This window comes from Vibrio vulnificus CMCP6 (assembly GCF_000039765.1).
GTDB classification, from domain to species: Bacteria; Pseudomonadota; Gammaproteobacteria; order Enterobacterales; family Vibrionaceae; genus Vibrio; species Vibrio vulnificus_B.
In genome coordinates this window covers 417,999-440,227 of sequence record NC_004459.3, presented here as the reverse complement: position 1 = coordinate 440,227, position 22,229 = coordinate 417,999, and the positions used below count along the sequence as shown (strand labels likewise).

Sequence of the window (22,229 nt, the reverse complement as noted above, 5' to 3'; positions counted from 1 at the left end):
TGTGCTGAACCGTTATCCTTTATGGAAGTACTTGATGGTTATGTTTGCCATTGCCATCGCTGCCTTGTACGCACTTCCAAATATCTACGGTGAAGATCCGGCTATTCAAGTTACAGGGGCGCGTGGCGCCTCTGTAGATATGTCAACGCTGGATGCTGTCACTAACGCTCTTAATAAAGAGAATCTTTCCCATAAATCCATTGCTTTAGAGAATGGATCCATTCTTGTTCGTTTTAACGACACCGATACGCAAATTAGTGCTCGTGATGTGATCAGTGAAGCGTTGGGCAAAGACAAAATTGTTGCTCTGAACTTAGCACCTTCAACGCCAGACTGGCTTGAATCGATAGGTGCTGCTCCTATGAAACTGGGTCTTGACCTACGTGGTGGTGTGCACTTCTTGATGGAAGTGGATATGGATGCCGCGATGGAAAAGCTGGTGGGGCAACAAGAAGATGCTTTCCGTAGTGAACTTCGTGATGCAAAAATTCGCTATCGCTCTATTCGCCCTGTTGGCAGTGATGCGATCGAAGTGTTGCTCAGAGATGGTGAAGAGCTATCTCAAGCAAAACGTGAACTTGAAAAATTGCATCCTGATATGGCTTTTGTCGAATCAGACAAAGATGGCCGTTACGCCTTAATTGCTACCTTTACTGAAACCCGTCTGCAAGAAATCCGTAACTACGCTGTTGAACAGAACATCACCATTCTACGTAACCGTGTGAATGAGCTAGGTGTTGCTGAGCCACTTGTTCAACGTCAAGGTGCTAGCCGTATCGTGGTTGAACTGCCAGGTGTGCAAGATACTGCTCGTGCCAAAGAGATTCTAGGTGCGACAGCAACGCTAGAATTCCGTGAAGTGGATGACAAAGCGGATCTTGCTGCTGCGGCAAGTGGTCGAGCGCCTGCGGGCAGCGAGATTAAGCAAGATCGTAATGGCCGTCCTGTGGTGTTGAAGAAACGCGTTATTCTCAGTGGGGCAAGCATTACCGATGCAAGTTCAAGTGTTGATGAATATGGTCGTCCTCAAGTAAACATCTCGCTAGACAGCGAAGGTGGTAACAAGATGGCTGCGTTTTCGAAGAAAAACATTGGCAAGCTAATGGCCACGGTGTTTGCGGAATACAAAGACAGCGGTCGTAAGTCTCCAGAAGGCAAAGTCATTTTGACCAAGCATGAGGAAGTCATTAACCAAGCCACGATCCAGTCGGCTCTTGGTCGTAACTTCCGCATTACGGGTATCGATTCTGCTGCTGAAGCACATAACCTTGCGTTGCTACTGCGTGCTGGTGCTTTGATCGCACCTATCTCAATCGTTGAAGAGCGTACCATTGGTCCATCAATGGGTCAGCAAAACATCGATATGGGTATCCAAGCGTGTATTTGGGGTATGGTTGCGGTGATGCTGTTCACACTGCTTTACTACCGCAAGTTTGGTCTGATTGCGAACGTCGCCTTGATGGCAAACCTTGTCCTGATCATCGGTGTGATGTCCATGATTCCAGGTGCGACGATGACGCTACCAGGTATTGCCGGTATTGTTCTAACGGTCGGTATGGCGGTCGATGCAAACGTACTGATCTTTGAGCGTATTCGTGAAGAGCTGCGTGAAGGACGCAATCCTCAGCAAGCGATTCACCAAGGTTATGCCAATGCATTTAGCACCATTGCGGATGCGAACATCACAACCTTGATTACCGCGATTATTCTATTTGCCGTCGGTACGGGTGCAATCAAAGGCTTTGCTGTGACGCTCTCTATCGGCATTTTGACCTCAATGTTTACGGCCATTATTGGTACACGTTGTATCGTGAACCTGCTTTATGGTGGTAAACGCATTAATAAACTGTCGATCTAAGGCTGGGAATTGTTATGTTTCAAATTCTAAAAGCAGAGAAAACGATCGACTTTATGCGTTGGTCGAAATTCGCATTTGTCTTCTCTTTATTGATGATCGGTGCGTCGATTTTTACTCTCTCAACCAAATGGTTGAACTGGGGGTTGGATTTTACAGGCGGTACTCTGATTGAAGTGGGCTTTGAGCAGCCGGCAAACCTTGAAGAGATCCGCAGTGCACTTGAAGCCAAAGGTTTTGGTGACGCAACGGTACAGAACTTTGGTTCTGCTCGTGATGTCATGGTTCGCCTTCGCCCTCGTGAAGATATGGCAGGTGAAACCTTAGGGAACCAAATCCTAAGTGCGATCAAAGAAGGTACGGGTAAATCAGTCGAGATGCGCCGTATTGAATTCGTTGGTCCAAATGTAGGTGATGAGCTGACAGAAGCGGGTGGTCTGGCGATCTTGGTGTCGTTGATCTGTATTTTGATCTATGTTTCGATGCGTTTTGAATGGCGTTTGGCGGCAGGTGCGGTAATGGCACTGGCGCATGACGTTATCATCACATTGGGTGTATTCTCTTTGATGCAAATTGAAGTCGATCTTACCATTGTGGCGGCATTGCTGACGGTGGTGGGTTACTCACTCAACGATACCATTGTTGTCTTTGACCGTATTCGCGAAAACTTCCGCAAAATGCGTAAGGGTGAACCGGCTGAGATCATGAACAGCTCGATCACACAAACACTAAGCCGTACGTTGATTACCTCAGGTACGACCTTGTTTGTGGTGATTGCACTGTTTGTTCAAGGTGGGGCGATGATTCACGGTTTCGCGACCGCATTGCTACTTGGTATTACCGTCGGTACTTACTCTTCTATCTATGTGGCATCTGCTTTGGCGCTCAAACTGGGTATCCAGAAAGAGCATTTAATGCCTCCGCAAGTCGAGAAAGAAGGTGCAGAATTCGAAGAGATGCCTTAATACTCTGCTCGAATCATCGATTGAAGCCACTGCAATTGCAGTGGCTTTTTTTGTTACTTTCTTGGCGGTATAAAAAAGCCCCCGCATAATGCGAGGGCTTATTCAAAAGTAATCAGCGTGACGGGCTAGAGATTACTTAAGAATCGCTTCGTTGCCGTTTTCACGGATGTGTTTCAGTAGTGATTTAACACCACGAGCACTTGATGCAACAACGTTACCTGACTTGATGTATTCTGTACCGCCAGCAAAGTCAGTGATGATCGCGCCTGCTTCACGAGCAATAAGCTCACCCGCTGCGATATCCCAAGGTTTTAGGCCTAGCTCAAAGTAGCCATCTACGCGGCCAGCTGCCACGTAACAGAGATCAAGTGCAGCAGAGCCAGCGCGGCGGAAATCCGCCACTTCTACAAACATCGCAGACATGATCTTGAAGTAAGACTCTGAGTGTTGCTTTTGCTTGAATGGGAAACCTGTTGCGATGATTGCGCCTTGAAGGTCTTTTGGTTGTTTAACGCGGATACGTGCGTTGTTAAGTTGAGCGCCAGCACCACGTTGAGCGGTGAATAGCTCGTTTAGCATTGGGTCGTATACACAAGCAACTTCGGTTTTGCCTTTGATGCGTACCGCGATTGAAACAGCGAAGTGAGGCAAACCTTTTACAAAGTTTGTCGTGCCATCCAGTGGGTCGATGATCCATTGCACATCTTTATCTTTACCGTTGATCAGGCCGTTTTCTTCAGCCACGATGCAATGCTCAGGGTATGAGCTCTTGATGGTGTCGATGATGATTGTTTCAGCTTCTTTATCTACGTTAGTCACAAAGTCGTTTGTGCCTTTTAGTGTAGATTCAATCTTCTCAACGTTTTCTAGTGATTTAGCAATATGGTTACCTGCTTTTCGCGCAGCGCGAATAGCAATGTTTAGCATTGGATGCATACGATTTTCCCAACGGATGTTAAAGAACAAATAAAAGCGGCGGGGAGTATACCAGAGAAAACCCAAAAGGGAAGTGGTTAATTTTTGTTCTTTTGAGGTTGACTGGTGTGACGAAACTCAAGAAATCGTTTACATGAAAAAGGGAAGAGAGGGGGGGAGGCTTGTTCTCGTCATATCCAATATAGGGTGTGGGAAAAAACTATGATAAAATCCCGCGGTTTGAAATCAGCCATTGAAAGTTTGCATGTTAGATAAAGTAAAAGTCGTCCTTGTTGGCACCTCTCACTCCGGAAATATTGGGTCTGCAGCTCGTGCCATGAAGGTGATGGGTTTATCGCAGCTTGTGCTTGTTCAGCCTGAATGTGAGGTTGACGCTCAAGCTATCGCTTTGGCATCGGGAGCGGCGGATATCGCATTGAATGCGTTAGTGGTGAATTCACTGGAAGAAGCGGTGGCCGATTGTGCGCTGGTTGTCGGTTCAAGTGCCCGTTCTCGTACGCTTGAGTGGCCGATGCTTGAACCGTTTGAATGCGCGGAAAAGTTTGTCCAAGAGGGGCAAACGAGTCATGTTGCCTTGGTATTTGGCCGTGAACGTACCGGTCTCACCAACGATGAGCTTCAACGTTGCCATTATCACGTTTGTATTCCAGCAAACCCAGAATACAGCTCCTTGAATCTCGCGATGGCAGTACAGACCCTAAGTTACGAAGTGCGTATGGCTTATTTGCGTCATCAACAAAGCCTATATCCAACGCAAGAAACCGCGGAATACCCACGCCACAGCGAACTTGAACTGTTTTATCAGCACTTAGAGAAAGTGCTACTGAAAACCGAATTTGTGCGAGCAGATCAGCCTAACCAAGTCATGAATAAAATGCGTCGACTGTTCAGCCGAGCTCGTCCAGAGGCGCAAGAGTTGAACATTTTGCGTGGCATTTTGACTTCGGTAGAAAAGAGCATTAATGAGCAATAGTATCCCTGCTATTCATAGGGATGAATACCTGACTATTTTAGTCAAATAAATACTTGACCATTTTGGTCAGGTATGGAAAAATCCGTATCATTACAAACAGTGTGGATACGGTGTGATATGAAACTGACATCTAAAGGAAGATATGCGGTAACGGCAATGCTGGATGTGGCACTGCATTCGCAAAAAAGTCCTGTACCTCTGGCAGATATTTCCGAGCGTCAGGGGATTTCGCTCTCTTACTTAGAGCAACTTTTTTCCAAATTGCGTAAAGCGGGTTTGGTTGCGAGTGTTCGTGGCCCTGGCGGTGGTTACCGTCTTGGCGCAGATGCATTTACCATTTCAATTGGAACGGTGATCGCGGCCGTTGACGAATCGGTTGACGCAACTAAGTGTCAGGGCAAAGGAGATTGCCAAGGCGGCACTCGCTGCCTTACTCATACACTTTGGCGTGACCTGAGTTCGCGCATTACAGACTTCCTAAACAACATCACGCTTGGCGAGCTCATGAGTGATAATGAAGTCATCGAAATTTCCGACCGTCAGGATATTGATCTTGCGGTAAATCATGGGTTGGCTAACAAAACAATTAACACCGCGCCCATCGGTGTAAATTTCCGCTCTTAAGCGGCCAAAAAGTTTACATTGGAGTGAAGAATGAAACTGCCTATTTATCTAGACTATTCGGCAACTTGCCCGGTAGATCCACGTGTCGCTGAGAAAATGGTTCAGTACATGACGATGGATGGTACCTTTGGTAACCCAGCGTCACGTTCTCATCGCTACGGTTGGCAGGCAGAAGAAGCGGTTGATACCGCGCGTGAGCAAATCGCAGAATTGTTGAATGCCGACCCTCGTGAAATTGTGTTTACATCTGGTGCAACAGAATCAGATAACCTAGCGATCAAAGGCGCAGCTCACTTCTACTCAAAACAAGGTAAGCACGTCATTACTAGCAAAACTGAGCATAAAGCCGTACTGGATACTTGCCGTCAGCTTGAGCGTGAAGGTTTTGAAGTGACTTATCTCGAGCCTGAATCAAATGGTCTTATCAGCCTAAGCAAGCTTGAAGCCGCAATGCGTGACGACACCGTTCTTGTGTCTATTATGCACGTGAACAATGAAATTGGTGTGATTCAAGATATTGAAGCCATTGGCGAACTTTGCCGTTCTCGTAAAATCATCTTCCACGTCGATGCAGCGCAGTCTGCGGGCAAAGTGGCGATTGATGTACAGAAGCTAAAAGTAGACTTGATCTCGCTGTCTGCACATAAGATTTACGGTCCGAAAGGTATCGGCGCGCTTTATGTACGTCGTAAGCCACGTATTCGTCTTGAGGCTCAAATGCATGGTGGTGGTCATGAGCGTGGTTTCCGTTCAGGTACGTTACCGACTCACCAAATCGTTGGCATGGGTGAAGCTTTCCGTATCGCCAAGCTTGATATGGAAAAAGATTACCAACATGCGTTAGCGCTTCGTAACCGTCTGTTAGACGGCGTGAAAGACATGGAAGCGGTGACCATCAACGGCGATCTTGACCAGCGTGTTCCACACAACTTGAACATCAGCTTTGCTTTTGTTGAAGGTGAGTCGTTACTGATGTCTTTAAAAGATCTTGCTGTATCGTCAGGCAGTGCTTGTACTTCAGCGAGTCTAGAGCCTTCTTATGTATTGCGTGCTCTCGGTCTAAATGATGAGTTAGCACATAGCTCGATTCGTTTCTCTTTTGGTCGTTTTACCACGGAAGAAGAGATCGACTACGCAATTGAACAAATCCGTGTAGCGGTTGAAAAGCTGCGCGACATGTCTCCTCTATGGGATATGTACAAGGATGGAATTGATCTCAACACGGTTGAGTGGGCTCACCACTAAGATCAATTCATAGACAAGTTATAGAGGATTCGAGGTAAATATCATGGCATACAGCGAAAAAGTAATTGATCACTATGAGAACCCACGTAACGTTGGTTCGTTTGACAAAGAAGATCCATCGGTAGGTAGCGGCATGGTTGGTGCTCCTGCATGTGGTGACGTAATGAAACTGCAAATCAAAGTAACGCCAGAAGGCATCATTGAAGACGCAAAGTTCAAGACCTACGGTTGTGGTAGTGCGATTGCATCAAGCTCATTGGTTACCGAATGGGTAAAAGGCAAGAGCATCGAAGAAGCGGCTTCGATCAAAAACTCGGAAATTGCAGAAGAGCTCGAGTTGCCTCCAGTGAAAGTGCACTGTTCAATTCTTGCAGAAGATGCAATCAAAGCCGCAGTGGCTGACTACAAGAAAAAACACCAACTTTAAGGCGTTTTTTGAGGTTATAATGGGAGCCCGATGCTCCCATTCCATTGGTAAACTATTTAACTAAGGTGCAGTATGGCCGTCACATTAACAGAAACCGCAGCAAGTCGAGTAAAAGCGTTCCTAGATAACCGAGGCAAAGGCGTTGGTTTGCGTTTAGGTGTGAAGACGACCGGTTGTTCGGGAATGGCCTATGTCCTTGAGTTTGTTGACGAACTGAATGAAGAAGACGAAGTGTTTGAACATTCAGGCGTTAAGGTGATTATCGATAAAAAGAGCTTGGTGTACCTCGACGGCACGCAACTTGACTACGTAAAAGAAGGGTTGAATGAAGGCTTTGAATTCAACAACCCAAATGCGAAAAGTGAATGTGGTTGCGGTGAAAGCTTCAACGTCTAATGACTGAAATTCTGAGCCGTTACCGTCGGCTCAGAAGATTTATTCAAGGACCATAGATCAATGAATCACTTTGAATTATTTGGGCTACCACCTCAGTTTTCGCTGGATGGTAGCCTTCTTTCTTCTCAGTTCCGAGAATTGCAAAAACGCTTCCATCCGGACAATTTTGCGACCGCTTCTGAACGCGATCGTTTGTTAGCGGTACAAAAAGCGGCGCAAATTAATGACGCTTACCAGGTGCTTAAGAATCCCATTTCTCGTGCGGAATACCTTTTATCGCAAAACGGTTTAGAAATCCGAGGTGAGCAGCAAACCATGCAAGATCCCATGTTTCTGATGGAACAGATGGAATTGCGTGAAGAGTTGGAAGAGATCCCTCATGGCTCAGATGCTGAGAGTGCTTTGGCTGCGTTTGATGCCAGAGTGAGTAAAATGTACAAACAACATCTCGCAACGATTGAGCAAGAGCTGAATGACGCTCAGTGGCCACAAGCCGCCGATCGCGTACGTAAGCTGAAATTTATTGCCAAACTAAAGAATGAAATAGAGCTAGTGGAAGAGAAACTCTTCGGCTAGTTTGAAAAACAAGGATCCATCATGGCATTACTTCAAATTGCAGAACCGGGCCAAAGCTCGGCACCTCATGAGCACAAAAGAGCAGCCGGTATCGATCTTGGTACCACTAACTCTTTGGTCGCCTCAGTCAGAAGCGGCACCGCAGACACTTTGAAAGATGCTCAAGGTCGTAGTCTTCTTCCATCGATTGTTAATTATGCCAATGAAGAGGCGATTGTCGGTTACGAGGCGAAAGCGCTGTCTGAATCTCAGCCACAAGATACTATTATCTCGGTAAAACGCTTATTGGGTCGTTCGTTAACGGACATCCAGACTCGTTATCCTTCTTTGCCTTATCGATTTAAAGCCAGTGAGAATGGTTTGCCTGTTCTCCAGACGACTCAAGGGGACAAAAACCCAATTGAGGTGTCTGCCGATATCCTAAAGGTGCTAGCGAAACGCGCAGAAGAGAGCCTCGGTGGTGAGCTTTCTGGTGTGGTCATTACCGTTCCTGCCTACTTTGATGATGCGCAGCGAGCTGGCACTAAAGATGCGGCGAAACTTGCTGGCCTGCATGTGCTTCGCTTACTGAACGAACCTACAGCCGCCGCCATTGCCTATGGCTTAGACTCTGGCCAAGAAGGGGTCATTGCGGTCTACGACTTGGGTGGTGGTACATTTGATATCTCAATTTTGCGCCTATCTAAAGGGGTGTTTGAGGTATTGGCCACCGGCGGTGATTCTGCGTTGGGTGGCGATGATTTTGACCATCTTTTGGCCGATTTTCTTGCCGAGCAAGCGGGCTTAGAGACGCCTTTGAGCGCAGAAAAAAACCGCACCCTATTGAACATTGCAACGGCCACTAAGATTGCTTTCTCTGAGCAAGACTCTGTTGAAGTAGAAGTCTTTGGTTGGAAAGGCGTAGTCACGCGTGAGCAATTTGAAGAGCTGATTCGTCCGCTAGTGAAAAAAACGCTGATGTCCTGTCGTCGAGCGTTGAAAGACGCAGATGTGGAGGCTGACGAAGTACTTGAAGTGGTCATGGTCGGTGGATCTACTCGCACTTTATTGGTTCGCGAAATGGTGGGTGAGTTCTTTGGTCGCACACCATTAACTAACATCAACCCTGATGAAGTGGTTGCCATTGGTGCCGGTATTCAAGCGGATATTCTGGCGGGCAATAAGCCTGATTCTGAAATGCTATTGCTGGATGTGATCCCTCTTTCGTTGGGGATTGAAACCATGGGTGGTTTGGTTGAGAAAATCATTCCTCGCAATACCACCATTCCGGTCGCACGCGCTCAAGAATTCACTACGTTTAAAGATGGCCAAACCGCAATGAGCGTCCATATTGTTCAAGGTGAACGTGAGATGGTGGATGACTGTCGTTCGCTCGCTCGCTTTTCACTCAAAGGCATTCCGCCAATGGCGGCGGGTGCTGCTCATATTCGCGTTACCTACCAAGTGGATGCCGATGGTCTGCTGTCAGTGACCGCGATGGAGAAAAGCACGGGTGTTCAATCAGAAATCCAAGTGAAACCATCTTATGGTCTGAGTGATGACGAAGTGGCGAACATGCTTCGCGATTCCATGACATATGCTAAAGAAGACATGCAAGCTCGCGCTTTGGCTGAGCAACGTGTAGAAGCGGATCGAGTGATTGAAGGTCTTATTGCCGCGATGCAAGCTGACGGGGATGAGCTACTCAGCGAAGCTGAAAAAGCCACCTTACTGCAAGCGATTGAATCCTTAATTGAACTGCGCAATGGCAACGAAGCGAATGCGATTGAGCAAGGTATTAAAGACACTGACAAAGCGAGCCAAGATTTTGCCTCTCGTCGAATGGATAAGTCCATTCGTGCCGCGCTGGCTGGCCAGTCAATTGACACTATTTAAGAGTAATAACTATGCCTAAGATTATTGTATTGCCTCATGAAGATTTGTGCCCAGAAGGTGCAGTGCTAGAAGCAAACAGTGGTGACACAGTATTAGATGTGGCACTGAAAAATGGGATTGCTATTGAGCACGCGTGTGAGAAGTCTTGCGCTTGTACTACGTGTCACGTCATCATTCGTGAGGGCTTTGATTCACTTGAAGAAAGCGATGAGTTAGAAGATGACATGCTCGACAAAGCATGGGGGCTAGAGCCTGAATCGCGTTTAGGCTGCCAAGCGAAAGTGGCGGATGAAGACCTAGTGGTTGAAATTCCAAAATACACGCTAAACCACGCATCGGAAGACCATTAATCGATGTGTCGTGCAGTTTGCTGGGTCTTTTGACTTAGTGAACTGGTACTGAAGTGACGAATGTTTCAAAGGAAGATGAGTATGAAATGGACAGATTCACGTGATATCGCCATCGAGCTCTGCGAACGATTTCCAGATATGGATCCAAAAACGGTGCGTTTTACCGATCTGCATCAGTGGATTTTAGAGATTGAAGATTTTGATGACGAGCCCAATCATTCCAATGAAAAGATCCTCGAAGCGGTGATTCTTTGCTGGTTGGATGAATGGGAATAAATCCAGCCGAGTTAACAAAATTCATCAAAAAAAGCGGACCTTTTGGTCCGTTTTTTTATCAATTTGACATTTCTACCCTACATAATGCTAACATCCGTGAGTTATTCCAATAGAAAGGCGTAGGTAACGCCGTTATAAGGCAAGGAGAAACCATGTCTACACAGATGTCTGTATTTTTAAGTCACGAAGTCGCTGCTCCACAGTGGGGCGAGAAAGCACTGGTATCATTCAATGAGCAGGGCGCTCTTATCCATACAGGCGAAAGTACGGATTTAACTAAAATCCAACGTGCAGCGCGTAAGTTTGATGTGCAAGGCATCAAGAGCGTGGTGTTGGCTGGTGACGGTTGGGATGTGGAAGCGATTTGGGCTTTCCACCAAGGTTATCGTAATCCGAAAAAATACAGCCAACTTGAGTGGGTTGCGCTAGAAGAGAAAGCACAAGCAGAGCTGGAAGCACGCATTAAAGCCACTGAGTTTACTCGCGATATCATTAACAAACCGGCTGAAGAAGTCGCCCCTCGCCAACTTGCGACGATGGCGGCGGAATTTATTCGTTCTGTGGCTCCAGAAGGCACAGTGACAGCACGTATCGTCAAAGATAAAGATCTGCTTGCTGAAGGCTGGGAAGGCATTTACGCCGTAGGCCGTGGTTCTGATCGTACTTCAGCAATGCTTCAACTCGACTTTAACCCTACGGGTGATGAGAATGCGCCTGTTTGGGCATGTTTAGTCGGTAAAGGAATTACCTTTGACTCTGGCGGTTACAGTATCAAGGCGTCCAATTTCATGGATTCAATGAAAGCGGACATGGGCGGTTCGGGTACGATTACTGGTGGTCTAGGCCTCGCAATCATGCGCGGACTGAACAAGCGCGTAAAACTGATCCTATGCTGTGCGGAAAATATGATTTCTGGCCGAGCGTTGAAATTGGGTGATGTGATTACCTACAAAAACGGTAAGACAGTTGAAATCATGAACACCGACGCGGAAGGTCGCCTAGTACTTGCAGATGGCCTGATTTACGCCTCGGAACAAAATCCAGAGTTGATCATTGATTGCGCGACCTTAACGGGCGCGGCGAAAAATGCGCTAGGTAACGATTACCACGCGCTACTGACGTTTGACCAAGCACTTGCGCAAGAAGCGCTAAAGTCAGCAGCAGAAGAAAAAGAAGGTTTGTGGCCTCTGCCACTAGCAGAATTCCATCGTGAAATGCTGCCATCAAACTTTGCTGACCTGTCTAATATCGGTGGCGGTGATTACTCTCCTGGTGCCAGCACGGCTGCGGCATTTCTTTCTTACTTTGTGCAAGATTACCAAAAAGGTTGGTTGCACTTTGACTGCTCGGGGACTTACCGTAAGTCAGCCAGCGACAAATGGTCTGCGGGTGCGACAGGTATGGGGGTTTGTACTCTGGCCAACCTGTTAGTGGAACAAGCGAATAAGTAATACTTCACAGCAGCCCTATTGGGCTGCTGACTATAACAACGACATGAAATAAAGGGACATCTTATGGCTCTAGAAAGAACATTTTCGATCATTAAGCCTGACGCTGTAGAACGCAACTTAATCGGTGAAATTTACCACCGCATTGAGAAGGCGGGATTACGCATCATCGCGGCAAAAATGGTGCATCTTAATGATGAGCAAGCAAGTGGCTTTTACGCTGAGCACGAAGGAAAAGAATTTTTCCCAGCATTGAAAGAGTTCATGACTTCAGGACCCATCATGGTTCAGGTTCTAGAAGGCGAAAATGCCATTGCACGTTACCGTGAATTGATGGGTAAAACCAACCCAGAAGAAGCAGCTTGTGGCACCATTCGCGCCGACTATGCACTGAGTATGCGTCACAACTCCGTTCACGGCAGTGACAGCCCAGCATCAGCAGCGCGTGAAATTGCTTTTTTCTTCCCGGAGTCGGAAATCTGCCCTCGTTAAGCGGTTTGAATAAGTAGACGAATTCCTAAGCCCAGCACGCAAGCTGGGCTTTTTTCTGACTCAGGAAAAGTGTGGCGATATTTTAATCGTTTGGTTTTATTGCCTTAGCATCTTCGGGGTTTTACAGCCCTTGTTGTCACTGCATAAAGCCTGTACAATTCGCGCCCTTAATCTTGTTCAGTCATTGAGAGGCACCATGAGCACTGAAAAAATTAATCTACTCGACTTTGATCGCAAAGGCATGCGTGAACTGTTCGCCCAAGAGTTAGGCGAAAAAGCGTTTCGTGCTGATCAGGTAATGAAGTGGATCTACCATTTCGGTGTGGATGATTTCGATAACATGACCAACATCAACAAGCAGTTGAGAGAGAAGCTTAAGCAGAAATGCGAGATCGTCGCACCTGTTGTTTCAGAAGCTCAACACTCATCAGATGGCACCATCAAGTGGGCCATGCGTGTTGGTGATCAAGATGTTGAAACGGTCTATATCCCAGAAGAAGACCGCGCAACGCTTTGTGTTTCATCTCAAGTAGGTTGTGCACTGGAATGTAAATTCTGTTCAACGGCGCAGCAAGGTTTCAACCGTAACTTAAAAGTGTCAGAAATCATCGGTCAGGTGTGGCGTGCGGCACGTGAAGTGGGGCTTGAGAAAGAGACTGGGCGTCGTCCGATTACCAACGTGGTGATGATGGGCATGGGCGAACCGTTGCTGAACATGAAAAACCTCATTCCTGCTTTGGAAATTATGCTGGATGATCTGGGCTTTGGTCTCTCTAAACGCCGCGTGACAGTGTCGACTTCGGGTGTGGTTTCTGGCTTAGATCAGATGACGGGCAAAATTGACGTCGCACTGGCGATTTCTTTGCATGCACCTAATGACAAACTGCGCAGTGAAATTATGCCGATCAACGATCGTTGGGATATTCAGGATTTCTTAGCATCAGTGCGTCGTTACATTGCTTCTTCCAATGCCAACCGCGGTAAAGTGACGGTGGAATACGTGCTACTTGATCATGTTAACGATGGTACTGAACATGCTCATGAGCTTGCGCAGTTGATGAAGGATACACCTTGTAAAATCAACTTGATTCCATTTAACCCATACCCAGGATCACCGTATAAGAAACCAAGCAACTCACGTATTGATCGTTTCCAAAAGACATTGATGCAATATGAGCATACGGTGACGATTCGTAAGACGCGCGGTGATGATATTGATGCCGCATGTGGTCAGTTAGTGGGTGACGTGATCGACCGAACCAAGCGTACCGCCATGCTGAAAGCGGCCAAAGGTGAGACCATCGAGGTTAAAGCGCTGTAAGCCATCATTTTCTTATTAAACAGCCAGAGCTACGCTCTGGCTGTTTTGCTTTCTAATCGTCATTTTTTGCTTGTTTGGTGGACTTTCTATGCTGAATTGGACGATATATCGAATTTCTTGTGTCAAACTTTGGACAAAAGCTTGAGCTAAAGGTAAATTTCTCAGCATAGAGTTTTTGTCAATAACGCAGTTTGGCTTATCATGTTTAAAGCTACAGCTGTATTTTGGCAGTGTAGGTTGGCTAATAAAATAATTAGGGCTGCGTCCAAAGCACCGCAGCAAACTTTTTCCAAAGTTCAGTGCAAACCAAGAACGATGAATAATAAGCGCACTTAACTTTCATTATTTGAAGATTTTAGACAGTTATGACTACAGATAACGATTTTTTACAAGACAGTGCCACAGAATCTCTCGCCATTGAACAAGTCGGTACCTTACTCAAACGCCAACGCGAATCAATGGGTTACACGCAAAAACAAGTCGCAGATCGATTACGTTTACGCGTTAACGTGATTGAACAGATCGACGACAACCAGCTTGAAAGTGGCCAAGTGGCGACCTTTACTCGCGGTTATTTGCGCTCTTACGCCAGATTGGTTGGTCTTGATGAAAAAATCATTCTTGATGCGCTAGACAATACTGGTGACGCGCAGCACCAAGAACAGGAGATGCAGAGCTTCTCACGTAAAACCAATACGGAGAAACACAATAGCCGCATCATGCTGATTACTTGGGGTATTTTTATCATTATTACGGGTATTTCTTCACTTTGGTGGTGGCAAAATCAGCAAGAGAACAGCTTAGCTCAGTCGGTCAATCAAGCCGCTCAACTTGAGAATGCAGTGATTGAAGAGAATGAGCCACCAGTGCTTGACGATGTTGTGATGCAAGAAATGAGTATGGCCGAAGGGGATGCTCAGCCAGAGATCGCGACAGAAGTGGAGGTTGAGCCTGCTCAGGTTGAGACAACGGAAAGCACTCCCGTTGAGGAAGCGGTGGAAAGTGATGCCCAAGCACAACTGACACCGTCAGTGGCAGAAGAATCACTCCCGTTAGAAGCACCCAAAGCCAATGGTGAAACCGCCTTAACAATGTCTTTTCGTTCGGACTGCTGGGTTCAAGTTAAAGATGCCAGTGGTAAGACATTGATTTCTGGTATCCGTAAATCGGGTCAAGATTTAAACCTCTCTGGTCAGGCCCCTTTTAACGTTATTTTGGGTGCGCCAGAAGGCGTGACCATGACATTTGCAAGTGAACCTGTCGACCTTTCTCGGTATACTGCAGGCAAAGTAGCTCGATTCACCTTACCTTTGTAAAGATTATGCACAACGAATCTCCAATTATCCGTCGTAAATCGACGCGAATTTATGTGGGCGATGTTCCAATCGGTGATGGTGCGCCAATCGCGGTGCAATCCATGACCAATACTCGCACCACGGACGTAGCAGCCACCGTTGCTCAAATTAAAGCATTGGAAAATGTCGGCGCCGACATTGTTCGTGTTTCTGTTCCGACGATGGATGCGGCTGAAGCTTTCAAGCTGATCAAACAGCAAGTATCGATTCCATTAGTCGCCGATATTCATTTTGATTATCGTATCGCACTGAAAGTGGCTGAATACGGGGTGGATTGTTTACGCATCAACCCAGGCAACATTGGTAATGAAGAGCGCATTCGCTCAGTCGTTGATTGCGCGCGTGACAAAAACATTCCAATTCGCATCGGTGTCAACGGTGGGTCGCTAGAGAAAGATCTGCAAATGAAGTATGGCGAGCCGACACCAGAAGCTTTGGTCGAGTCTGCCATGCGCCATGTCGATATTCTTGATCGCCTCAACTTTGATCAATTTAAAGTCAGTGTCAAAGCGTCAGACGTTTTCCTCGCGGTGGATTCTTACCGACTGTTGGCGAAGAAAATCGATCAACCTCTGCATCTCGGCATTACAGAAGCGGGTGGTGCTCGTGCTGGTGCAGTGAAATCAGCGGTTGGCTTAGGCATGCTTTTAGCGGAAGGTATTGGCGATACGCTACGTATCTCTTTGGCGGCGAACCCTGTTGAAGAGATCAAAGTGGGTTTTGATATTCTTAAGTCATTGCGAATTCGTTCGCGAGGCATCAACTTTATCGCGTGTCCATCGTGTTCACGTCAGGAATTTGATGTCATCAGCACGGTCAATGCACTGGAAGAGCGACTTGAAGACATCATTACTCCGATGGATGTCTCCATCATTGGTTGCGTTGTGAATGGTCCGGGTGAAGCTGAGGTATCGCATCTCGGTCTGGCTGGCAGCAACAAGAAGAGCGCTTTTTACGAAGATGGTAAACGTCAAAAAGAGCGCTTCGACAATGAAGATCTGGTGAATCAACTAGAAGCGAAGATCCGTGCCAAAGCGGCACGCATGGATGAAAGCAACCGCATCGACATTAAAGTGCAAAACTAAATCTCAACGAAGTCATTCAAATTACGGTAATTATTGTGGCAAAAACAATCCAAGCAATTCGAGGCATGAATGATTGTCTCCCAACTCAATCACCACTGTGGCAGAAGCTAGAAGGCGCAGTGAAGAACGTAATTAGCGCATACGGTTACAATGAAATGCGCATGCCAATCGTTGAGATGACGCATCTATTTAGCCGTGCTATTGGCGAAGTAACCGATGTGGTGGAAAAAGAGATGTACACCTTTGAAGACCGCAATGGTGACAGCTTAACATTACGTCCAGAAGGCACCGCGGGTTGTGTGCGTGCCGGTATTGAAAACGGTTTGTTGTACAACCAAGAACAGCGCGTTTGGTACATGGGTCCTATGTTCCGCCACGAGCGCCCACAAAAAGGCCGTTACCGTCAATTCCACCAGTGTGGTGTAGAAGTTTTTGGTCTTAATGGTCCTGACGTCGATGCAGAGCTGATCATGATGACTGCACGTCTTTGGCGTGAACTTGGCATTGATAAACATGTGCGTCTAGAACTGAACTCGATTGGTTCGTTGGAAGCGCGCGCAAACTATCGCACTGCACTGATCGCATTTCTTGAGCAACATATTGATGTGTTGGATGAAGATTGCAAACGTCGTATGCATACTAACCCACTACGTGTATTGGATACCAAGAATCCAGATGTACAAGCGATTTTGGGTGATGCGCCACGTTTGTCTGACTACTTAGATCCAGAGTCAACGCAACATTTTGCGGGTTTGTGTGAACTTCTTGACGCGGCGGGTATCGAATACACAGTCAACGAACGCTTAGTTCGTGGCCTGGATTACTACAACCGCACGGTTTTTGAATGGATCACGGAAAGCCTAGGCTCTCAAGGTACTGTTTGTGGTGGTGGCCGTTACGATGGCCTAGTAGAGCAACTTGGTGGCAAAGCTACACCAGCGGTGGGTTTTGCAATGGGCTTAGAGCGTTTAGTGCTAATGTTGGAAACGTTAGAGCTGACGGATGTTCGTCGTAGTGTGGACGTTTACGTCGTCACTGCGGGTGAAGGCACTATGATGGCTGGCATGAAGTTGGCGGAACAAGTTCGTGAAGCCATTCCTGGGGTTCGCGTGATGAACCACTTTGGTGGTGGTAACTTTAAGAAACAATTTAAACGTGCTGACAAAGTGGGCGCGGTTGTTGCCCTAGTACTGGGTGAGAATGAAGTTGCAGACAACACCGTTGTATTGAAAGATCTCGCTGGTGGTGAGCAAGTTACGTATTCACAGCAAGAGATTGCCAGCAAAATTGCTGAGCTGATTTAAGCTCTGGCAGCAGTCACAACAATGGCAGCGGTTTCGCTGCCATTGAATCAGTTTTAAAGAGGACAGGAAGTGGAAGTTTACAATACTGAAGAAGAACAAGTTGAAGCGATAAAAGATTGGTGGAAAGAGAACGGCAAAGCCGTGATCATCGGTGCCGTTGTTGGTCTCGGTGGTCTATTTGGCTGGCGTTACTACCAAGATAGCGTAACGCAAGCGCGTGAAGCTGCTTCACAAAATTATACTTCCGCAATTAATGCATTACAGGCGAAAGGCGCTGAAGCGGCTGCGGATGTTGAAGCTTTCATTGCCTCTAATGATGTCAAAGAGTATTCGGTACTAGCAGCGTTACAACTGGCTAAGGCACAAGTAACCGCTGGTGATCTTAATGCTGCACTGACCCAGCTAAAATGGGCTCAGAGCAACAGCAAAGATGCGGCGCTTATTCCGTTAACGACTTACCGTATTGCGCGAGTAGAAGCAGAGTTAGGCAATTTTGATGCAGCAAAAGCTGAGTTAGCAAAAGTGACAGACGCTAGCTGGACGGGTCGTGTAGCAGAATTGCGTGGTGATATTGCTTTGCGTCAGGGTGACAAAGAAGCCGCTTATGCTGCTTACTCTGAAGCGCAACAAGCCGCTGATGCAGGTCAAACTCTGCAAATGAAATTGGATGATCTGGCAAAATAAGGACTTCATGGCATGAAGAAAATGGTCAGGAAAGCCTTATTAGGCATGATTACAGTGGGTGTGTTGGCGGGTTGTGCCAGTGAAGAAGACACCATTGTAATGGCGCCATTGCCACAGGTTAATAGCCAGTTCACTCCGCAATCAGCTTGGAGTACCAGTGTGGGGAACGGTGTAGGCCATTATTTCTCTAAACTCTCTCCTGAATATGCTTACGACAAGCTATTTATCGCCAGTCGTGATGGTGTGGTGAGAGCTCTGGAACCGACATCAGGTAAGCAACTGTGGAGCCAAAACGTCAAGCAAGGCGATACAGCGAGATTGTCTGGTGGCTTAACTGCGGCTTACGGCCATGTCTACATTGGCAGTGAAAATGGTGATCTGATCGCTTTGGACGAAGCGACTGGTGAAGTCTCTTGGCGCATCTCTGTAGTCGGCGAGATCTTAGCAAAGCCCGTTGCTGAAAATGGTCTAGTGATTGTGAATACCAGCAATGGCGTATTGATGGCCTTCGACCAAGACAATGGTGAACAAAAGTGGACCATCAGCACTGAAGTACCTAACTTGACTCTGCGCGGCGATAGTACGCCGACGGCGGTATCAGGTGGTGTGTTTTGGGGAACGGCGAATGGCCGTTTAGCGGCTGCTATTGTTGAGCGTGGTCAGTTGATCTGGCAACAGCCTGTTGGTACACCAAAAGGTGCGACTGAAATCGATCGTTTAGTGGATGTGGATTCATCGCCAATCGTGCTTGGCGGCATGCTTTACGTTGTTGGTTACAATGGCCAACTTATCGCACTCGATTTACGTTCAGGCAATGCCGTTTGGAAGCGTAATTATTCGTCAGCCATTGATATGGCGACCGATGGCAGTCGACTTTTTGTTGTCACTGATAAAGATCATGTGGTTGCTGTCGATGCACGTAGCGGAACCGAGCTGTGGCAAAATGAACAGCTAGAGTATCGTTTGTTGACCGCCCCTGTCATGGTGAATAACTACTTAGTTGTTGGAGACAGCCAAGGCTATTTGCATTGGTTAGATCGTACTACTGGTGAGTTCGTGGCTCAGCAGATGATCAATGACAGTGGTTTCGCCGTTGGCCCAACAGTATTGCCAGATGGCTATGTCATTACAACGCGCAATGGCGATGTAAAGAAACTGACGATCAACGAATAATATCGTGATATAATTCACATTCGGCTCCTGGCTGGTGACAGTTAGGAGCCGTTTTGTTGCTAATTTTTAATAACACGCTGCAACGTTCAACATTGCAGTCGTGACAAGACGATTGTGGTTATAGGTAAAAAGCTGGTTTGAAGTGCTATCAAGCAAGTGGTTACCTATAACTACAGATCAAAGATTATTGTAGAGGTTGTTATGATACCTGTTGTTGCTCTAGTCGGTCGTCCAAACGTAGGTAAATCTACGTTGTTTAACCGATTGACTCGCTCTCGTGACGCATTGGTGGCGGACTTTCCCGGTCTGACTCGTGACCGTAAATATGGTCAAGCCAAAGTAGGTGAGCACGACTTTATTGTGATTGATACGGGTGGTATCGATGGTTCTGAAGAAGGCGTTGAAACCAAAATGGCAGAACAGTCACTTGCTGCGATCCGCGAAGCTGACGTTGTGTTGTTCATGGTGGATGGTCGCGCAGGATTGACGCCATCCGATGAGGCGATTGCTGCCCATTTACGTAAAATCGAAAAAGCCACCATGCTGGTGGTAAACAAAGTGGATGGCATTGATGCGGATGCTGCCAGCGCAGACTTTTGGCAACTGGGCGTTGATGAGATGTACCAAATTGCCGCAGCGCATGGACGTGGTGTGACTGCGCTGATTGAACGTGCACTCGATCCATTCTTTGACAATCTTCTCAGTGCCAACAACGAAGGTGAGATCGAAGATCTGACCGATATGGAAGATGAAGACGCAGAACAGCAAGAGTACTCTGAAGAAGATGCCGAAGAGTCACTGAAACGACTGCAAGACCAGCCAATTAAGCTTGCTATTATTGGTCGTCCGAACGTGGGTAAATCAACGCTGACTAACCGTATTTTGGGTGAAGAACGCGTTGTTGTGTACGATATGCCAGGAACCACACGTGACTCCATTTACATTCCAATGGAACGTGATGGTCGCGAATACGTGTTGATCGACACCGCAGGTGTTCGTCGTCGCGGTAAAGTACATGAAACGGTTGAAAAATTCTCTGTTGTTAAAACATTGAAAGCCGTTGAAGATGCCAACGTTGTACTGTTAGTGATTGACGCTCGTGAAAACATCTCGGATCAGGACTTGAGCTTATTGGGCTTCGCACTTAATGCGGGTCGTTCTATCGTGCTGGCCGTGAACAAGTGGGATGGCTTGGATAACGAAGTGAAAGAGAATGTGAAGAAAGAGCTCGATCGTCGTCTTGGCTTCGTCGATTTTGCTCGCATCCACTTCATCTCTGCGTTGCACGGTACTGGTGTAGGCCATTTGTTTGAATCAGTACAAGAAGCTTACCGATCTGCAACCACTCGTGTAGGAACATCTGTACTGACGCGTATCATGAAGATGGCAACGGAAGATCACCAACCACCGATGGTTCGTGGCCGTCGTGTGAAACTGAAATATGCGCACGCAGGTGGTTATAACCCGCCAATCGTGGTGATCCATGGTAACCAAGTTCGCGAATTGCCGGATTCTTACAAACGTTATCTAATGAACTACTTCCGTAAGTCACTAGATATCATGGGTACGCCGATTCGTATTCAGTTCCAAAACAGTGATAACCCGTTTGAGAACCGTGTCAACAAGATGACCCTTTCTCAAGAGCGTGCACGTAAGCGCATGATGAGCGCGGTAAAAAATCGCAAGAAATAATCTGAACTGTTTTTGATGCCCAAGTTTTACTTGGGCATTTTTTTATTTTCCGTTTCCCAATATGGATAACATGCCACATCATTCGTTGAGCGGATGATGCCTCTTTGTTGAGATAAGAAATATGCAGATAACACCCACTAAGGTTCGCTTTTGTCATCAGACCTGGCAGTTGGAGAGTGACATTGTACTCACTTCAGCCAATGAACATTCTCTTTATGTCGTGACTCAGCACACTCCATTTCATCCGGTCAGTCATATTTGGCCAGATCATCCTGCAGATCGGGGAAGTCTTATCGCGGATGGCAAAGAGTGGCCCATCATCGGTTGTTGGGTTGGCGCTGTAGAGTGCTCTACAGGGCGCCTGTTTGTTGATCAAGCGATACCTGTAAAGCGAGATACAGAGGGATGGAGCTTCGTAGTGGTTCATGAAATTGAAGCCGAGCGTGGGCAACTTTCTGTTGGAAGCAAAGTACGATTGAGTGTCGACAAAGAATATCAACAAAGCCTGAGTCGAGGTCACAGTGCAGGGCATTTAGCCTATCTGGCATTGAATAAAGTCTTGGCGCAAGGTTACTGGCGCAAAGATGCCGATCGCAAAGACCCTCATGGTTACTATGATTTTAACAGTTATGCTCAAGAGAGTAGCGTTGTGACGCCAGAGTGTTGTCTAGACACCTATCGACTGGGAAAAACGCTACGCAAAAGAGGGCTGAACAGTGCTGATGTGGTGGAAAATATTCAAGAGATTGAATCCGAGGTCAATGTACAGCTTGAGCACTGGCTTGCTCGCGGATCCGAAATATTCATGAACTGTCATGGCGAATATTTAACCGACTCTCGTTACTGGCAATGTGATTTGGGAGAAGCCTCAACGGCGATTATCCCTTGTGGGGGAACGCATGCTGCTGGGCTGTTCGAAATGAAAGAGATTGCCGTTACATTGGTGCTGTTGGATGAGCAGACCATTGAAATGCACACGCAAGTCACGCCCAACAGAGAAAAATGATCTTTATATAAAAAACCAAAAATACAGATTCAAATATGCCTATATGGATTTTTATGTTGTTTAAAATTGAAATGCAGCATATGTAACTTATGCTTTCGGGGTGTGGTTATATAAATGTTCTTTTTTAGGCAGATCGCTGATCAAAATAAAATAACCAGACGATCAAGATAA

Annotated in this window: 22 protein-coding genes; 21 read left to right on the top strand and 1 reads right to left on the bottom strand. The window is 46.8% G+C overall.

Annotated features, from left to right (window positions below; translation table 11 throughout):
• Position 1: 1 nt before the first annotated feature.
• Together secD and secF are read left to right on the top strand one after the other, a co-directional pair.
• Positions 2-1,858 carry a protein translocase subunit SecD gene (secD, locus tag VV1_RS02170; protein ID WP_011078542.1) on the top strand — a complete coding sequence of 619 codons (1,857 nt, stop codon included), beginning with the start codon at positions 2-4 and terminating at the stop codon, positions 1,856-1,858.
• 14 nt (positions 1,859-1,872) lie between these two features.
• Positions 1,873-2,820: a protein translocase subunit SecF gene (gene secF, locus VV1_RS02165; RefSeq protein WP_011078541.1), complete on the top strand. Its 948-nt coding sequence runs from the start codon at positions 1,873-1,875 to the stop codon at positions 2,818-2,820.
• Positions 2,821-2,952: 132 nt separating this feature from the next.
• Here secF and suhB read toward each other — a convergent pair whose 3' ends face one another.
• Positions 2,953-3,756 (bottom strand): inositol-1-monophosphatase, encoded by an 804-nt coding sequence (suhB, locus tag VV1_RS02160; RefSeq protein ID WP_011078540.1) that lies wholly within the window; start codon positions 3,754-3,756, stop codon positions 2,953-2,955.
• 244 nt (positions 3,757-4,000) lie between these two features.
• Here suhB and trmJ point away from each other — a divergent pair, with 244 nt between their 5' ends.
• The 19 genes from trmJ (at position 4,001) to VV1_RS02065 (ending at position 22,058) form a co-directional block, all read left to right on the top strand.
• Entirely contained in the window at positions 4,001-4,729 is a 729-nt protein-coding gene (gene trmJ, locus VV1_RS02155; protein WP_011078539.1) for a tRNA (cytosine(32)/uridine(32)-2'-O)-methyltransferase TrmJ, read from the top strand.
• A gap of 117 nt (positions 4,730-4,846) precedes the next feature.
• Positions 4,847-5,353, top strand: a complete 507-nt coding sequence (iscR, locus tag VV1_RS02150) for a Fe-S cluster assembly transcriptional regulator IscR (protein ID WP_013572351.1) — start codon at positions 4,847-4,849, stop codon at positions 5,351-5,353.
• A gap of 30 nt (positions 5,354-5,383) precedes the next feature.
• Entirely contained in the window at positions 5,384-6,598 is a 1,215-nt protein-coding gene (locus tag VV1_RS02145; RefSeq protein ID WP_011078537.1) for an IscS subfamily cysteine desulfurase, read from the top strand.
• Positions 6,599-6,641: 43 nt separating this feature from the next.
• Complete coding sequence (gene iscU / locus VV1_RS02140) at positions 6,642-7,025, top strand: Fe-S cluster assembly scaffold IscU (protein ID WP_011078536.1); 384 nt, start codon at positions 6,642-6,644, stop codon at positions 7,023-7,025.
• Positions 7,026-7,097: 72 nt separating this feature from the next.
• Entirely contained in the window at positions 7,098-7,421 is a 324-nt protein-coding gene (iscA, locus tag VV1_RS02135; protein WP_011078535.1) for an iron-sulfur cluster assembly protein IscA, read from the top strand.
• Between the two features lie 60 nt (positions 7,422-7,481).
• Positions 7,482-7,997, top strand: coding sequence for a co-chaperone HscB (hscB, locus tag VV1_RS02130; protein ID WP_011078534.1), 516 nt, complete (start codon positions 7,482-7,484; stop codon positions 7,995-7,997).
• Between the two features lie 21 nt (positions 7,998-8,018).
• Entirely contained in the window at positions 8,019-9,872 is a 1,854-nt protein-coding gene (gene hscA, locus VV1_RS02125) for a Fe-S protein assembly chaperone HscA (RefSeq protein ID WP_011078533.1), read from the top strand.
• Between the two features lie 11 nt (positions 9,873-9,883).
• Positions 9,884-10,222 carry an ISC system 2Fe-2S type ferredoxin gene (gene fdx, locus VV1_RS02120; RefSeq protein ID WP_011078532.1) on the top strand — a complete coding sequence of 113 codons (339 nt, stop codon included), beginning with the start codon at positions 9,884-9,886 and terminating at the stop codon, positions 10,220-10,222.
• A gap of 81 nt (positions 10,223-10,303) precedes the next feature.
• Positions 10,304-10,498, top strand: a complete 195-nt coding sequence (iscX, locus tag VV1_RS02115) for a Fe-S cluster assembly protein IscX (protein ID WP_011078531.1) — start codon at positions 10,304-10,306, stop codon at positions 10,496-10,498.
• Positions 10,499-10,650: 152 nt separating this feature from the next.
• Positions 10,651-11,949, top strand: coding sequence for an aminopeptidase PepB (gene pepB, locus VV1_RS02110; RefSeq protein WP_011078530.1), 1,299 nt, complete (start codon positions 10,651-10,653; stop codon positions 11,947-11,949).
• 63 nt (positions 11,950-12,012) lie between these two features.
• Complete coding sequence (ndk, locus tag VV1_RS02105) at positions 12,013-12,438, top strand: nucleoside-diphosphate kinase (protein WP_011078529.1); 426 nt, start codon at positions 12,013-12,015, stop codon at positions 12,436-12,438.
• Positions 12,439-12,634: 196 nt separating this feature from the next.
• On the top strand, positions 12,635-13,759 hold the full coding sequence (gene rlmN, locus VV1_RS02100) for a dual-specificity RNA methyltransferase RlmN (RefSeq protein ID WP_011078528.1): 1,125 nt from the start codon (positions 12,635-12,637) through the stop codon (positions 13,757-13,759).
• Positions 13,760-14,124: 365 nt separating this feature from the next.
• Positions 14,125-15,075 carry a cytoskeleton protein RodZ gene (gene rodZ / locus VV1_RS02095; protein ID WP_011078527.1) on the top strand — a complete coding sequence of 317 codons (951 nt, stop codon included), beginning with the start codon at positions 14,125-14,127 and terminating at the stop codon, positions 15,073-15,075.
• A 5-nt stretch (positions 15,076-15,080) separates the two neighbouring features.
• A complete protein-coding gene (gene ispG / locus VV1_RS02090; protein WP_011078526.1) occupies positions 15,081-16,199 on the top strand; it encodes a flavodoxin-dependent (E)-4-hydroxy-3-methylbut-2-enyl-diphosphate synthase in 1,119 nt (372 codons plus the stop codon).
• 35 nt (positions 16,200-16,234) lie between these two features.
• A complete protein-coding gene (hisS, locus tag VV1_RS02085; protein ID WP_011078525.1) occupies positions 16,235-17,503 on the top strand; it encodes a histidine--tRNA ligase in 1,269 nt (422 codons plus the stop codon).
• 69 nt (positions 17,504-17,572) lie between these two features.
• On the top strand, positions 17,573-18,187 hold the full coding sequence (locus VV1_RS02080) for a YfgM family protein (RefSeq protein ID WP_011078524.1): 615 nt from the start codon (positions 17,573-17,575) through the stop codon (positions 18,185-18,187).
• Between the two features lie 12 nt (positions 18,188-18,199).
• A complete protein-coding gene (bamB, locus tag VV1_RS02075; protein WP_011078523.1) occupies positions 18,200-19,360 on the top strand; it encodes an outer membrane protein assembly factor BamB in 1,161 nt (386 codons plus the stop codon).
• 201 nt (positions 19,361-19,561) lie between these two features.
• Positions 19,562-21,052 carry a ribosome biogenesis GTPase Der gene (gene der, locus VV1_RS02070; RefSeq protein WP_011078522.1) on the top strand — a complete coding sequence of 497 codons (1,491 nt, stop codon included), beginning with the start codon at positions 19,562-19,564 and terminating at the stop codon, positions 21,050-21,052.
• Positions 21,053-21,173: 121 nt separating this feature from the next.
• Complete coding sequence (locus VV1_RS02065; RefSeq protein ID WP_011078521.1) at positions 21,174-22,058, top strand: alanyl-tRNA editing protein; 885 nt, start codon at positions 21,174-21,176, stop codon at positions 22,056-22,058.
• Positions 22,059-22,229 lie beyond the last annotated feature (171 nt).

Coding starts and splice junctions, on each gene's coding strand:
- secF (WP_011078541.1), top strand. CDS start 1,873: ATGTTTCAAATTCTAAAAGCAGAGAAAACGATCGACTTTATGCGTTGG.
- suhB (WP_011078540.1), bottom strand. CDS start 3,756: ATGCATCCAATGCTAAACATTGCTATTCGCGCTGCGCGAAAAGCAGGT.
- trmJ (WP_011078539.1), top strand. CDS start 4,001: ATGTTAGATAAAGTAAAAGTCGTCCTTGTTGGCACCTCTCACTCCGGA.
- iscR (WP_013572351.1), top strand. CDS start 4,847: ATGAAACTGACATCTAAAGGAAGATATGCGGTAACGGCAATGCTGGAT.
- VV1_RS02145 (WP_011078537.1), top strand. CDS start 5,384: ATGAAACTGCCTATTTATCTAGACTATTCGGCAACTTGCCCGGTAGAT.
- iscU (WP_011078536.1), top strand. CDS start 6,642: ATGGCATACAGCGAAAAAGTAATTGATCACTATGAGAACCCACGTAAC.
- iscA (WP_011078535.1), top strand. CDS start 7,098: ATGGCCGTCACATTAACAGAAACCGCAGCAAGTCGAGTAAAAGCGTTC.
- hscB (WP_011078534.1), top strand. CDS start 7,482: ATGAATCACTTTGAATTATTTGGGCTACCACCTCAGTTTTCGCTGGAT.
- hscA (WP_011078533.1), top strand. CDS start 8,019: ATGGCATTACTTCAAATTGCAGAACCGGGCCAAAGCTCGGCACCTCAT.
- fdx (WP_011078532.1), top strand. CDS start 9,884: ATGCCTAAGATTATTGTATTGCCTCATGAAGATTTGTGCCCAGAAGGT.
- iscX (WP_011078531.1), top strand. CDS start 10,304: ATGAAATGGACAGATTCACGTGATATCGCCATCGAGCTCTGCGAACGA.
- pepB (WP_011078530.1), top strand. CDS start 10,651: ATGTCTACACAGATGTCTGTATTTTTAAGTCACGAAGTCGCTGCTCCA.
- ndk (WP_011078529.1), top strand. CDS start 12,013: ATGGCTCTAGAAAGAACATTTTCGATCATTAAGCCTGACGCTGTAGAA.
- rlmN (WP_011078528.1), top strand. CDS start 12,635: ATGAGCACTGAAAAAATTAATCTACTCGACTTTGATCGCAAAGGCATG.
- rodZ (WP_011078527.1), top strand. CDS start 14,125: ATGACTACAGATAACGATTTTTTACAAGACAGTGCCACAGAATCTCTC.
- ispG (WP_011078526.1), top strand. CDS start 15,081: ATGCACAACGAATCTCCAATTATCCGTCGTAAATCGACGCGAATTTAT.
- bamB (WP_011078523.1), top strand. CDS start 18,200: ATGAAGAAAATGGTCAGGAAAGCCTTATTAGGCATGATTACAGTGGGT.
- der (WP_011078522.1), top strand. CDS start 19,562: ATGATACCTGTTGTTGCTCTAGTCGGTCGTCCAAACGTAGGTAAATCT.
- VV1_RS02065 (WP_011078521.1), top strand. CDS start 21,174: ATGCAGATAACACCCACTAAGGTTCGCTTTTGTCATCAGACCTGGCAG.